The organism is Chryseobacterium urinae, assembly GCF_030518295.1.
Lineage (GTDB): Bacteria > Bacteroidota > Bacteroidia > Flavobacteriales > Weeksellaceae > Chryseobacterium > Chryseobacterium mucoviscidosis.
Genome location: NZ_JAULSJ010000016.1, coordinates 50117 through 63089, shown reverse-complemented (window position 1 = coordinate 63089; position 12973 = coordinate 50117). Strand labels below are relative to the sequence as shown.

General features: G+C 34.8%; 15 protein-coding genes. 8 read left to right on the top strand and 7 right to left on the bottom strand.

Annotated elements, in window-relative coordinates:
- The 8 genes from QWT87_RS11840 to QWT87_RS11805 all read left to right on the top strand — a co-directional run bounded on the left by QWT87_RS11840 (position 1) and on the right by QWT87_RS11805 (position 8217).
- Positions 1-891 (top strand): hypothetical protein, encoded by an 891-nt coding sequence (locus tag QWT87_RS11840; protein ID WP_087712153.1) that lies wholly within the window; start codon positions 1-3, stop codon positions 889-891.
- 233 nt (positions 892-1124) lie between these two features.
- A complete protein-coding gene (locus QWT87_RS11835) occupies positions 1125-2714 on the top strand; it encodes a hypothetical protein (protein WP_302716261.1) in 1590 nt (529 codons plus the stop codon).
- Positions 2715-2719: 5 nt separating this feature from the next.
- Positions 2720-3115 (top strand): hypothetical protein, encoded by a 396-nt coding sequence (locus tag QWT87_RS11830; RefSeq protein ID WP_302716260.1) that lies wholly within the window; start codon positions 2720-2722, stop codon positions 3113-3115.
- 99 nt (positions 3116-3214) lie between these two features.
- Positions 3215-3565 carry an immunity 51 family protein gene (locus tag QWT87_RS11825; RefSeq protein WP_076392061.1) on the top strand — a complete coding sequence of 117 codons (351 nt, stop codon included), beginning with the start codon at positions 3215-3217 and terminating at the stop codon, positions 3563-3565.
- A 678-nt stretch (positions 3566-4243) separates the two neighbouring features.
- Complete coding sequence (polA, locus tag QWT87_RS11820) at positions 4244-7081, top strand: DNA polymerase I (RefSeq protein ID WP_302716258.1); 2838 nt, start codon at positions 4244-4246, stop codon at positions 7079-7081.
- 161 nt (positions 7082-7242) lie between these two features.
- On the top strand, positions 7243-7392 hold the full coding sequence (locus tag QWT87_RS11815) for a hypothetical protein (protein ID WP_302716257.1): 150 nt from the start codon (positions 7243-7245) through the stop codon (positions 7390-7392).
- A 90-nt stretch (positions 7393-7482) separates the two neighbouring features.
- Positions 7483-7701 (top strand): hypothetical protein, encoded by a 219-nt coding sequence (locus QWT87_RS11810; protein ID WP_302716256.1) that lies wholly within the window; start codon positions 7483-7485, stop codon positions 7699-7701.
- A gap of 165 nt (positions 7702-7866) precedes the next feature.
- Positions 7867-8217, top strand: coding sequence for a hypothetical protein (locus tag QWT87_RS11805; protein ID WP_302716255.1), 351 nt, complete (start codon positions 7867-7869; stop codon positions 8215-8217).
- An 8-nt stretch (positions 8218-8225) separates the two neighbouring features.
- Here the strand turns inward: QWT87_RS11805 and QWT87_RS11800 are convergent, their stop codons facing one another.
- From QWT87_RS11800 to QWT87_RS11770, 7 genes are all read right to left on the bottom strand, one after another.
- Positions 8226-9464 (bottom strand): hypothetical protein, encoded by a 1239-nt coding sequence (locus QWT87_RS11800; RefSeq protein WP_302716254.1) that lies wholly within the window; start codon positions 9462-9464, stop codon positions 8226-8228.
- A gap of 228 nt (positions 9465-9692) precedes the next feature.
- A complete protein-coding gene (locus QWT87_RS11795) occupies positions 9693-9971 on the bottom strand; it encodes an FEKKY domain-containing protein (protein ID WP_456237185.1) in 279 nt (92 codons plus the stop codon).
- Between the two features lie 71 nt (positions 9972-10042).
- Positions 10043-10333 carry a hypothetical protein gene (locus QWT87_RS11790; RefSeq protein ID WP_302716252.1) on the bottom strand — a complete coding sequence of 97 codons (291 nt, stop codon included), beginning with the start codon at positions 10331-10333 and terminating at the stop codon, positions 10043-10045.
- A gap of 96 nt (positions 10334-10429) precedes the next feature.
- A complete protein-coding gene (locus QWT87_RS11785; protein ID WP_302716251.1) occupies positions 10430-11038 on the bottom strand; it encodes a protein phosphatase 2C domain-containing protein in 609 nt (202 codons plus the stop codon).
- Positions 11039-11200: 162 nt separating this feature from the next.
- Positions 11201-11596 carry an immunity 22 family protein gene (locus tag QWT87_RS11780; protein ID WP_302716250.1) on the bottom strand — a complete coding sequence of 132 codons (396 nt, stop codon included), beginning with the start codon at positions 11594-11596 and terminating at the stop codon, positions 11201-11203.
- A gap of 58 nt (positions 11597-11654) precedes the next feature.
- Entirely contained in the window at positions 11655-12374 is a 720-nt protein-coding gene (locus QWT87_RS11775; RefSeq protein ID WP_302716249.1) for a hypothetical protein, read from the bottom strand.
- A 197-nt stretch (positions 12375-12571) separates the two neighbouring features.
- The gene (locus QWT87_RS11770) at positions 12572-12961 is read right to left on the bottom strand and encodes a hypothetical protein (RefSeq protein ID WP_302716248.1); all 390 of its coding nucleotides are present in this window, start codon (positions 12959-12961) and stop codon (positions 12572-12574) included.
- Positions 12962-12973: the final 12 nt, after the last annotated feature.

Sequence of the window (12973 nt, the reverse complement as noted above, 5' to 3'; positions counted from 1 at the left end):
ATGGATAGCTTATTTAAAATAAAAGATAAATTTTCTGAACAATATACATTAACAATCGAATCAGATATCAAGGCAGTGAATGTTCATATGACTTCAAAATCCCAATTGAGATGGGATTTCAGTGTTTTGAAAATCGAAGAGGATTTTGTTGAGGTTAAAATTATTCAGCTCGATCATATTTTATTGGAATCGAATAATCCTTTGATTAAAGAAATTGCGGCACTAACGAACGCTTTTTCAAGATTATATAACGAATTATATTTAAAAATAAATTCGGAAGGAAAAGTAACAGAAGTGCTGAATATGGAGATCATTAGATCCAAATGGCATCATACAAAAGCCGAAATGGAAGCTATTGCAGAGAATAATCCGGATATAAAAAATGCAATTGTACTGAATGATAATATTTTTCAAAACCCATTAAAATTAATAGAAGGAATTCAGAATAATGAATTTTTTCTGATGTTTTTCAATAAAATTTATGGGAGAAAAATCCCCGGAAGTTACAAGGAAAATGCGTTGAATTTATTCAATTCTGCTAATGTGCATTGGAGCTACAATCTTAAAAATGTAAGCAATCCTTTATTGTCATCTGATGAAATGATTGCTGAACTTTCAGGAGAACCCTCTGTTTTGTTGAATATTGGTTTCTACAACAGAGCTTATGTACAATTTGCCAATCAGATCGATACCAAAAAACTCAATACTTCACTCAACGAAAGAGGAATTTTCAGAGTAGATCAGACTACGGGAAGAATCATCGAAGCTTCTTTAAACAGAGAAGAAATTGCCGATCCCGAAAATCTTTACAACAAATTGAAATATACTTTCTACAGCGATGAAATATTAAAATTTAAAATGTCTAATGAAAACGTTACCGCAGAATCTTAGCATAAAATCTTTTGTTAAAAGGTTTTCATTAAAAAATTACTACATCGAATTTAATTTAAAATTGGATCGTAAAAATTCTGCCCGAGGTTTATTCATTTTAATTGAAAAAAAATACCGCGAAAATCAGGAAGATTATATCAAAAGAATCGGTTATGGTTTAGAACATCAACTGATTAATAAAAGAAATAAAATAACTACCCATACAAGAAAGCAAATACTTAAAAAAACATGATATGGGAAATAAAATTATCACAGAGAAAGATTTCTGGATGTGCTCCAGTGGCGCAATGCCCGCTCAGTTACAGGGAACCAGAAAAAGTAATAAAAAAAGTTCTGGAGATGTCTACATCACCGTTGCAGATACTGCAACAAGCAGTTGGATAGACTTCGGATGCACCAAAAATATGTTGTTGGCGGCTCTGATAACGGCAATTGCTGTTGTAGTTGTTGTGGCTCTTATCGTCGGAACAGGCGGTGTTGCAGCCATCGGATTAATCGGAATGATGGCAATTGGAGCAGCAGCCGGAGTTGCAGGAGGGATTGTTGCTGCCGTTGACGGAGCTTTGAAATGCGGACAGAAAAATGCTACTGCAAGAACTTGGAGTGACAGCAAAGGAAATCTTCTGCTAACGGGAACTCCTGCTATTACTGGCGATAAAACCATGACTTGTTCTATCGGCGGTGTTGTAAAATTTGCCCCTGAAATCAAAAGCTGGACTCATGCTCTGGCTTTGGGAGGATTTAATTATGTTACTCAACTTGCAGGCTGTGCTTTGGGGGGAGCTGCAGTCGGAGCGGGAGGATTTTTGGTTTCTGGTTTAGCGGGAGGTTCACTTGCCGTTGCTGCGCCTACATTTTCGAGTGTGCTATCGAATGTTGCAGGAAGTTTTACAGGAATTTGGGGAGGAAGCAGAGCACTTTTCGGACTTAATTCCTTAGCAAATGAACATGCTTACGGAAATGTTCAGGATGCGGGAGACGCAGGAGCAGCGTTGGTAAATGGAGGTGTTCCGGAAATCGGAATGGGACAACGTATTTTTACCGGACAGGCACATCCTTCTGATTATCTTCTTTTCTTATATTTGTTGAACATTAGAGCTAAAGGTTCGTCAACTCCTCATGTAGAAGAACCGAATACAGCAGGAGATAAAGATGGAAATACAACCAGTAAAGAAGAGGCAAAACCTGCAGAGGAAAATAAAAAACAACCTGCAGAAGAGGAAGGAACAGCAACGAATAAACCCGCATCAGAATCTCCTGCAAAAACTAAAAAAGATGGAAAAGGAGATGCATTTGCGGAATCAGACGGAAAACCTATTAAACCGAAAAAGCCAAAAGCCGAAAAACCAAAACCAGGATCGCCCGAGCATAAGGCAGCAAGGTGGGAAGCTTATCAGAATAATCCGAAAATTAAGAATAAAAAATCTTACGAAGAATGGAGTAATCGCTACGAAGCGAATATGAAGAATGCTAAAAAAGGAAACAATTCTGCAGACGAATATCAGAAACAGCTCGGTTGGGGAGACCGCGAAGTACCGATGAAAATAGATGAAAACGGAAATCCACTGCAGGTGAAAAAAGGTCAAGAAACCCGAAATCTGGATATCGGAGATGTTCCGAATAAAAAAGCAGTAGAAGTAAAAGATTATTCCAGCAAAAAGGTACCTTACGATAAAGATATCAAAGCTGAAGTAGATTTTGATAAAAAACTGGCAGAAAAAGGCTGGGATGTAGAATGGGTATTTAAAGACAAAGGGCCGTCTAAAGCTCTTGAGGAAGCCTTGAACGCACCACCACCAATTAAAATAAAAATTATAAAATAAGAACTATGGAATTTGAAGAACTTGAACAGGAATTGCAGTCGGAAATTGAAAAAGCTGAAGAAATTGCAATAGAAAATATACAAAACGGAGTCGATTTTTCTCCATTTATTTATTTTGGAGAAAAAAATATCAAAAAACTAAAAGCAGATTCTCTGGATGAAGCTATTGAAATGGCAGAAGAAGAGATCGAGGATATTGAGGAAGAAACAGTTGTTCTGATCTATAAAAATAACATTCAGTTGAATGACGGAAACTTCGATGCTATTGTTTCCCAAGTTTATAATGTTGATGAAGACTCAGGATATTCCTTCGGATTAGTTTATAAAATTGAAGATAATAAAATAAAGTTTCTAAACAAAAGAGTATTCTTGGGAAATATACGGAACTGTCTTATTTTTTAGCATAAAATAAAAAGGGCAAAAGTTAATAAATGTTATAAAAAATAAATGAGCTCAGAAATTTATTATCTTTAATATTCAATTAATTTTAATAAAAATAGTATGGAAGCCTACAATTTTGAGACTGCTATTAAGCCCTTTTTTTGGGTATCCTCAGAAAAAACATATTCAGTATGTTTAAACGCAGGAACGTACAAACCTGAAATTTTCGAATGGAGAAAAGACGAAGGTTTCGAAGGAAACGGTTACGACTGGACTTCACTGGCAAAAGTTTTTGTAGAAGAGAAAAAACCGAACCTGTCGGACGACATTAAATTCGATCCGGAAGCAGATATGTTCTGTGCCTATTCCAGCAATCCGGAAAGCCTGAAAGAATTTATTTCTGAATTCAAAAAAGCCTGTGAAGACGAAATGCTGATTCAGGATCTCTTTTCAAAGGCAGAAATCGATTAAAATTATTTCTAAAATATTCAAAAAGATCTCAATTTGAGGTCTTTTTTATTTGTAACATTCCGACTGTTTAAACAATTTCGATCCAAAATCTGTTCTTTCTTATCCTGTGAATGAAAATATTTTAAGGAGCTGTTTCTCGCTTTCCGCACTCGCTATTTCTTTAGTTCCGGCTGCGGCGGCAAAGCCGCCGCAGCCGAAACTAAAGAAATGAGCTCAGACAAATGCTGCAATCGAGGCTAGGACAAAGGAACCGTTGAAATTTTCTGTAAGATTAGTACTCATTTGTCATTCTGATTGGAGTTTTGCGAAGCATTATGGAATGAAGAATCTTTACACAAGTAGTTAATTGAGATTCTTCCTTGGTCAGAATGACAGCTCATATTGCTTGAAAATCGACTTCGGAAGCTGAAGCGTTAATAAAATGAATCAGATGAACGTTAAAAAAATTCTACTGTCTGAGCGCGACAGAATTTTAAACCGAAGAACCAATTTACCATTCGCGCGAGTTTTAGAATTTTTAGAGAATATGATTCATTTTTAGCATTCAGTTTCCAGTCTTGAATTTTTGTTTCTTTTGTTTCAGGACAAAAGAAAATATCTGAAACAAATTCGGTCTGCTTGTCATCAAGACAAAGAAAAAAGAAAAGTAATTTCTTATCTTTGTTCCTTATGGAAAATATGGACGCAACACAAGATAAAAGGTTATTTCTCATCGATGCTTATGCGATGATTTTCAGAGGATATTACGCATTAATCAGAAATCCGAGGGTTACAAGCAAAGGTCTGGACACTTCTGCTATCTTCGGATTTACGAATTCTTTAATTGAACTGATCAGAAGAGAAAAACCAACCCATTTGGCAGTGGTTTTTGATGTAGGAGAGGCAAGTATAAGAACGGAAGACTTCTCAGATTATAAAGCGAACCGAAGCGAAACGCCTGAAGCCATTAAAAATGCGATTCCATACATTCACAGGATTTTAGAGGCAATGCACATTCCCATTTTGGGAGTTCCGGGATATGAAGCAGATGATGTAATCGGAACCATTGCCTGCAAAGCAGAAAAAGAAGGCTACGTCACATTCATGGTAACGCCGGATAAAGACTTTGCACAGCTTGTAACCGATAAAATCAAAATTTATAAACCGGGACTTAAAGGCGGAGACATTGAAATTTTAGGCGTTGAAGAAGTCAAAGCCAAATACGAAATCGAAGATCCGAAACAGGTAATCGACTTTCTTGCGATGATGGGAGATGCAGTCGACAATATTCCCGGACTGGAAGGCGTTGGTGAAAAAACAGCCATGAAATTCCTGAAAGAATTCGGAAGCATAGAAAATCTTTTAGCCAATACCGACCAGCTTAAAGGAAAGCTGAAAGAAAAAGTGGAAGCTTCAGCCGAAAGAGGAATTTTATCCAAAAAATTAGCGACCATTATCTGCGATGCTCCTGTAGAATTTCATCAGGAACAGTACGATCTGGAAACGCCTGATTTCGATAAAGTAAAAGAAGTTTTTGAAGAAATAGAATTCCGTAGATTATACGAAAATCTTTACCGAGCTTTTGCTCCGGCTGCAGCGCCAAATGTAGTTACAGAAGTTGAAGTAACGGTTACAGAAACGACTCCTCAGCAAAAAGTTGCACAGGCAGTCGGACAGTTGGATCTTTTTGCCACTTATGAAGATCTCGATCAGGCAACTTCCACAAAATCGACGATTGAGCAGAATGATCACCTCTATCAGTTTGTAGATAATCCGAAAGCACAGAAAATTTTAGTCAATAATTTATTAAAACAAAAAGTAGTCTGCTTCGATACCGAAACCACCTCTCTTAATGAACTGGAAGCAGAATTGGTCGGGATGAGTTTTTCCTACAAAAAAGGTTTGTCGTATTATGTTCCTTTATCCGAAGATCAGGGAGAAGTCTTGCAGACGCTGGAAATTTTCAGACCGTTTTTCGAAAAAGAAGATCTGATAAAAGTAGCGCACAATCTGAAATTTGATTATAAAATCCTTAAAAGATACGATATTACGGTAAAAGGAGCCATGTTTGATACCATGATTGCGCATTACCTTTTAAATCCGGACGGAAGACACGGGATGGATTATCTTTCAGAAGTTTACTTAAATTACAAACCTGTTTCCATCGAAACCATCATCGGTAAAAAAGGAAAAAAACAGGGCAATTTCCGTGATGCGGATCTCAGAACCCAGACCGATTACGCTGCAGAAGATGCAGACGTAACCTTCCAGTTGTACGAATTGTTTGCGCCACAGCTTAAAAAAGAAAATTTAGAAGACTTATTCTTCAGTATAGAAATGCCTTTGATGGAAGTTTTGGCAAAGATGGAACTGGAAGGAATTTCTCTTGACGAAAAATGGCTGGCTCAGGAAAGTATTGATCTTGAGAACGATTTAAGACAACTCGAATCTAAAATATTTGAGATTTCGGGGGAAGAATTTAACATGAATTCTCCAAAACAGTTGGGTGAAATTTTATTTGAAAAAATGCAGCTCGACCCGAAAGCGAAAAAGACAAAAACCGGACAGTACGCAACTTCTGAAGATGTGCTTCAAAAATTGTCTTCAAAACACGAAATTATCAAGCATATTCTGGAATATAGAACCTATCAGAAATTAAAATCAACCTACGTTGATGCATTACCGTCTCAGATTGAAAAAACAGACAACCGTGTTCATACCAATTTTTCGCAAACTACGGCTGCAACAGGTCGTTTGGCGAGTGTAAACCCAAATTTACAGAACATACCGATCCGGACTTTAAGGGGTCAGCAAATTCGTGGCGCATTTGTTTCAGCAGAAGGAAAGAAAATTATTTCGGCCGATTATTCCCAGATCGAACTGCGTCTGATTGCCGAAATTTCCGGCGAAGACAATATGATTAAAGCATTTCAGAACGGGGAAGATATTCACGCTTCTACGGCGGCAAAACTGTTCAATATTCCGTTGGAAGAAGTTTCCAAAACACAGAGAAGTCAGGCAAAAACCGTAAACTTCGGAATTATTTACGGACAGGGCGCTTTTGCATTGGCAGAGCAGACCGGACTTTCCAGAACGGAAGCCAAACAAATGATCGAAGCCTATTTTGAAACCTATCCGAAACTGAAAGAATACATGGCGGAACAGGTAAGAAAAGCCCGTGAAGTCGGTTATGTGGAAACACTTTTAGGCAGAAAACGTCATTTAAAAGACATCAATTCCAATAATTTTGTGGTTCGCGGTCACGCGGAACGAAATGCGGTGAATGCTCCTGTTCAGGGAAGCGCAGCAGATGTGGTAAAAATGGCAATGATTAAAATTCAGAAAGAACTGGAAAAGGAAAAACTGCAGACAAAAATGCTGCTTCAGGTGCATGACGAATTAATTTTTGAAGCCCCGATTGATGAGGTGGAAGTTGCCAAAAACATCATTAAAATGGAAATGGAAAACGCCGTTGAAACGCAGGTTCCGCTATTGGTTGAGGTTGGAGTAGGGAATAACTGGCTGGAAGCGCATTAATATTAAAAAATTCTGAGATGCTTCGGCAAGCTCAGCAAGACATCGCTACGAATGAGCCGCTAAAATAAGGCTTTTAGTATTAGAGATGTTGCGCTAAGTTTGTTGAAGCATTTTTTATCAAACAATTACTTTCAAATGTAAAGCTTAGTAAAACTTAAACCGTGAAAAAAACAAAACTATATATTCTTATTGCATCTTTTATTATTGCAATTTCTGCTGTTTTCTTTTTTAACTTACGTGAAAAAGAACATAAAGAAAATGGTTCCGAAGTGAAAAAAAATACTAAGGAAACAAAAGAAAATGTAAAATAAGATTCTCTTATTGTTTTTACAAATTTTGTTAAAGATTTTAATTCTCATAAAGCTGAAAATATCGATAAATACATTGATGCTGATTTAGGGATGATGCTTTTTTATCATGACGGTCCATATCCTATTCTGAGAATAAATTCTACTTTAGAAGATGAAATTGACTGGTTTAATCAGGATGTTTTTGAAAATGTAGATTTTACAGATTCTCCCATGTATTTAGGCGATTTTGAATTTTCTAAAACAGGATTTTTCGTTAAACAAAATAAAGGTGATTTTTCCTTAAGAGATTTTGATAATACATATACATAACATTCAGAATCATTTTTTTAAGAAAACAGAAAACTTGAAACATCCTGTAATTTTTCTGCGATAGGAATTTCAAAAAATCAGGGTGGGACTTATCATTTTTATTTTAGACTTGAAGGAAAAAAACTTACGCTTCTTGGCTTAAGTACAGAATCGGTAAGTGATTATTTGTTTGCAAATCCTAAGGCAGCATTTATTCCGTTTAATAATAAAAGTGATATCGAAAATTATTTTAAAACTCAAAAATTATTCAGAGATAAAGATCAGAATGCTTATATCGACTTTGATAAAAAGGAAATTACTTATTATGATTTTCCGGATGATCCTTTTGTATTTGAATATTTCGAGATTGGCGAAATTAAAAATGATTCTGATAAAATAAAATCTGTAGAATTAATCTTCTACCCTGATAAATCAAACAAAGAAAACGGGTTTTTTACTTATTTTTCGAATAAAGGATCTTTTGTGGTTCCGTCAATGGGAGTGCGACCGCCTTATTTTTATGAACCTGTAAAATAATAGATTTTCTATATCAAACCTTTCCCCTTCATTTCCTGATAAACCAATCCAAGACAGCTTTGTCCTTCCGTATTTTCGTCCCAGTACATATCATGAACTTTGATGCTGTAGAGCATAATAAAATCAATAATGCTGAATTTTCCGATAGGATAAACCTCATAGTTGATATTAAACGGCTTATTGGAAGCTCCTTTAAAAGAGATTTCAGAGTCTCCGGCAATTCCGTCTTTTCTGAAGTTGGAACCTAAAGCATCGGCTGCAGAATACACATTCAACCATTTAAGCTGATCTCCGGGTTGGGTTTGACGATTGTCGTAAAATTCAGGATAATAAGAATTTACAAATTCATAAGGCGTTCCGATGGTAACGATGGCTTCGCAGTATTGTAAAGCGTTTTTAGAGGCTTTTACACCATAAGGAAAGACATAGTCCAACGCAAGAACACTTCCGAAACTGTAGGCGTGAAAATGAATTTTACAGTCCTTTTCATTTTCCGTAATGTAATCTACAAGATGTTCTAAATTTCCCTGAATCAGTTGTTTTTTTGCGCCGTGCTGCAAATAATCGTTGGCGCAGACGAAATTGGTGGCGAGATCTGTGATAATGGTATTGGCGTTTGGAACAAGCAATACCAAGAGCGCTGTAAATAATACGATCATTCGGGAAAGCGAAGTAAAATCAATGTTAATATGATGTTTTTCGGAAAGATCAATAAAAATTCCTTTCATCGAAATATATTTCAGGTCTCCGATGGGAATCTGCTTCCTCAGTTCAGTCATTTTTTCGTTTTCAAGAAACTGACCTGTTGCTTCGAGAACGGCAGGAAACATCAGAACTAAAGAAAGCGATAAAATTAAAAATATGGAGAAAACATACATTAACTGTCCCGGTCTTGAATAGTTTTTGGGGATAAAAATCCGTTTGATGATTAAAGGAAATTTCCTGATAACCAATGCGAAAAGCCAGAGACTTTTGTAAATCAGCGTTCTGCCTTTGAAATCTTCGGTGAGAATTTCGTTGTATTTGAAGTCGTAAAATTTGTAAACGGGATTTTCGGATGATTCTTTTTCGAAAATGCTTACAACAGTACTTTCCCTGCTTTTGCTGTAATGGATTTTTTCGATTATGGTTTCGTACTGGTAACCATTTGTATTGAAATTGATTTCATTTTTTAACCGTTCTGCATAATTTTCAACCGAGTTACTTTTTGAAATTCCCAATCCGGATATATAGATTCCTATTTTCATGGCTGAGCGTTTTTTAAAGAAGTAAAAATTAGATGAAAAGATGAATTAAAAATCCATACTGAATGACGATAAAAAAGAAATAATTTATCCTGAATTTTCAGATAACCGATGTTGAGATAATTTCATGTTTATAGTTTTTAAGGTTATTAAAATCAATTTAAATAGCTGATTGTTAGTTTGTTTTAAATTTAGCAATTTTTTTCTTAGAAACTAGATTATTAATGAAAATTATTTTTGAGTAGATAATTCGGTTAATTTCAGTTTGTTGATTTCATTCTGCATTTTACTTTCCCAGCCTTTTCCATTCCTTTTTTCTAAGTACGGCTTTACTGTTTCGATATATTTTTCCTGAGCTTTACTATCAATTTCGTCTATGGTACAACCTGTATTTTCACTTTTAATTCCATACTTTTTTTGAATGCTGTCAATTTTTACATCCATTTTCCGGTCATTGTTTGATAATTCAAATCCTCCGGTAAATCTAAAAGTAACCTGATCATTTTTAATATCTTCTTTTGCCTGTTGAATGTATTCATTTTCACTTTTCGTAATCGACTTTCGGGTATTAAAGAAAGTGCTTAGATATTATAATAACCTATCCATAAAAGCATTATTCCGCACAAAATGGTGAAAGCCAGAAGAAATCTGTTTTTAGGATTTAAATTCTTAATTCTGACATGGCTTATTAACCATGAAATAAGAATAAAAAAAGCAATAATAAAAAGAAGATAATGCGGCTGACTTTCCGAAATAACGGTCAGGAAATCAAACTTCATCGGATAAAGGATAAGATAATTTCCTAAAGTATAAACAACGATAAGCAGGAATAAAACAGCTATATTGATGCGAAGTAACTTTTTAGAAATCATCTTATTAAGTTATGATAAAGCAAATGTAAGAAAAATCATTTCTGCTCATAAACATGATAAAAACAAAAACTTAATCTATTATATTGAAAATAAAATTTACTTTATAATTCTTATGATGGCAAGATCATCAGTAGGTTTCATTCCGTAATGATGTTCAAGTTTTTTTAATTTGAGGGAAAGCATTTCTTCAGATTCAACATTGCTTTTATCATAGAGAAGATAGTCTTTCGGATTGATTTTTTCGTTGTGATCTGTCTTTTTAATTGGGATGAAAGATGAAATTCCATCTGTAGCAATAGAAACATCTTCAAGCTTACTGAATCGTATTTTCTGAGTCTGATTGCCGTACCATTCTTCGAAATCTTCTTTCAAATGATAGGTAAGATAATCCGGTTTGTTGTCTCTTTCAAATTCTGTTGTTTTTCCATTGATACACACTAAACCGTCTCCGATACACATGATAATTCCTTCGTCCTTTTTGGTGTCGTAAAGAAGAATAATCAATGTTGTAAGAAGTTCTTTTTCATCAAGCATCAAAAGATTTTTGACGGTTGTAAGTTCTTTAAACAAATCTTTTAAAACAGCTTTTAAATCTTCTTCGGGATCAGAATTTTTATCCGGTTCGTATAATTCTTTATAACCTTTTTCAATGCAAATTTTACGCAGGATCTTCCCAAATAGTGCGGAAGCAAACTGACTTTCCATAGCAGTTGAACATCAATCCATTACAGCACAAAGAATCTTATTGCTCCCTATTTTCTTTGTGATGAGAAAATCTTCGCAATGATTAATGTGGTAATCGCCAATCTGAAGAACAGAATAAATGTTCATTAATAATTTGAAAAAGGTTATAAGTTTTTAAATATTTTACGCAGAATATTCAATTCCTCCGATGTAAACCAGAGAGAAAAAATCTGTTTCTACGGAAGTGGGTTTCGGAATCTGTTTATTCAGGAAAATAATGGAATTGATATCAAAATCAAGATTCAGTTCGTTGAGCCTGTTGATTAAAATCGGGAGCCACTGTTCGGCAAAAGAATAGTCTGCAAATTTTTCGTAAATGGTTCTGTTTCCGTCTTCATAGCCATATTCTACAAAATCGTGATCCAGCCAAATCGTATCCTGAGATTCTGCAAATTTTGAAATAAAAACATCATCAGAATCTTCTTCAAGATAAAAGTTTTCATCTTCTTCCACAAATTCATAAAAATCTTCCACGCTTTTGAAATTTCCTACCCAAAAGTCTAATGTGTCTGTAGTCATTTGCTTTTCTAATTTTAAATGTAATAAAGATCAAAGGTAGAATAATATTTGCAGATTTTTAAAACAGATATTTAAGTATTTCGTTGGCAATGGCAGAATCTTTTTTGGGAATTTGGGTGCAACGTGTCTGAAATTCATCACGCGAAATTTCTTTTTCGGAGTATAAATAGTGTTCAAACCATACTTTTCCTTTCGATTTCACAAACTTTTTATCGAGAGCCGGAGCAATTATGTAACGGTATTCTGAATGACAGTTCAAGCAGTTATTTTCATAGAAAACAATTCCGGGAGGAGAACTTTTAGTCTTAAAATTTTCCATCTCAATAATTAACGGCTTCTTTCGGGCAGAATTGTTCAGCTTTAATGTTTTAAAAATATCCAAAACCTGCTGAATATCTCCATTTTTATTTCTCATGTATAAACCCTGCGCAGAATCTGTTATGGGAATATAAACCGAAGCGAAACCTCCGTAATTATTTCGTGAAGTTTCAAAAAGAGCTTCTGTACTGTCAATTGGAATTTGCATGAAAATATGATCTTTCAAAGGTTCTTTGTATATTTTCGGATTATAAGATCCGTATTCTATCCAGATGGTATCTTCATCTTTTGAAAGGTAAGCAATGTAAGAATCGATCCCTTGTAGTTTGGTAAATTTCCAGTCAGACGAATATTCAAAACCTACTTCACCAACATTGAATTTCTCAGTAAAAACAGTTTCTTTTTTAGCACAGAATGTAAGCGTTAAAAGTATGGGAATAAATAAAAGGCGATTATTCATGGTTATAATGGTTTAAATTTTTAGAAATAATCAATTTGATTGTCCGTTTATTAACCTAAAGCTTCGACAGGCTCAGCTTGACATCGCTAGAAATCAAGCATTTAGTATTAGAGATGTCACACTGAGCTTGTCGAAGTGCCTATTATAGATGATTGATTTTCATATCATTGCATAATAATAGGTTGTTTAACGGATATTCAATAATCAATTGATAAAATAAGCATACTTAAAAAATAGTATAATATTGTTGAGCTCAGAACTAAAATACAAAGTATAACATTGAAAGTAAAATAGCCACGAATAATCGGAATGTTTTCCAAGAGAGTGTTAATCCCGAAAAGCATTAAGAAATAGCCGGGAACAGCAAAGTTGATCATCATCAAAAACAAGCAGTTTTCCAAACCTTTATATTCAAAGAAATCGGGAGTAATAATAATGATGTATAAACTTGCCAGAATGGTAATCATGAAAAGTACGGTTAAATATATTTTCAGCTTCAGCTGCTTATTTTCCCTCCTGAAAAATAGAAAATAATGGAAATTTGAAATTCCCAGTAAAGCGGTAAAAGAGATTAAAGTTTCCGGCATATTGAAAGGGGA

Excerpts from the sequence above, each read along its gene's own strand:
- QWT87_RS11800 (WP_302716254.1), bottom strand. The coding sequence starts at position 9,464 with ATGAAAATAGGAATCTATATATCCGGATTGGGAATTTCAAAAAGTAAC.
- QWT87_RS11790 (WP_302716252.1), bottom strand. The coding sequence starts at position 10,333 with ATGATTTCTAAAAAGTTACTTCGCATCAATATAGCTGTTTTATTCCTG.
- QWT87_RS11825 (WP_076392061.1), top strand. The coding sequence starts at position 3,215 with ATGGAAGCCTACAATTTTGAGACTGCTATTAAGCCCTTTTTTTGGGTA.
- QWT87_RS11775 (WP_302716249.1), bottom strand. The coding sequence starts at position 12,374 with ATGAATAATCGCCTTTTATTTATTCCCATACTTTTAACGCTTACATTC.
- QWT87_RS11770 (WP_302716248.1), bottom strand. The coding sequence starts at position 12,961 with ATGCCGGAAACTTTAATCTCTTTTACCGCTTTACTGGGAATTTCAAAT.
- QWT87_RS11835 (WP_302716261.1), top strand. The coding sequence starts at position 1,125 with ATGGGAAATAAAATTATCACAGAGAAAGATTTCTGGATGTGCTCCAGT.
- QWT87_RS11830 (WP_302716260.1), top strand. The coding sequence starts at position 2,720 with ATGGAATTTGAAGAACTTGAACAGGAATTGCAGTCGGAAATTGAAAAA.
- QWT87_RS11785 (WP_302716251.1), bottom strand. The coding sequence starts at position 11,038 with ATGGAAAGTCAGTTTGCTTCCGCACTATTTGGGAAGATCCTGCGTAAA.
- polA (WP_302716258.1), top strand. The coding sequence starts at position 4,244 with ATGGACGCAACACAAGATAAAAGGTTATTTCTCATCGATGCTTATGCG.
- QWT87_RS11840 (WP_087712153.1), top strand. The coding sequence starts at position 1 with ATGGATAGCTTATTTAAAATAAAAGATAAATTTTCTGAACAATATACA.
- QWT87_RS11780 (WP_302716250.1), bottom strand. The coding sequence starts at position 11,596 with ATGACTACAGACACATTAGACTTTTGGGTAGGAAATTTCAAAAGCGTG.
- QWT87_RS11810 (WP_302716256.1), top strand. The coding sequence starts at position 7,483 with ATGATGCTTTTTTATCATGACGGTCCATATCCTATTCTGAGAATAAAT.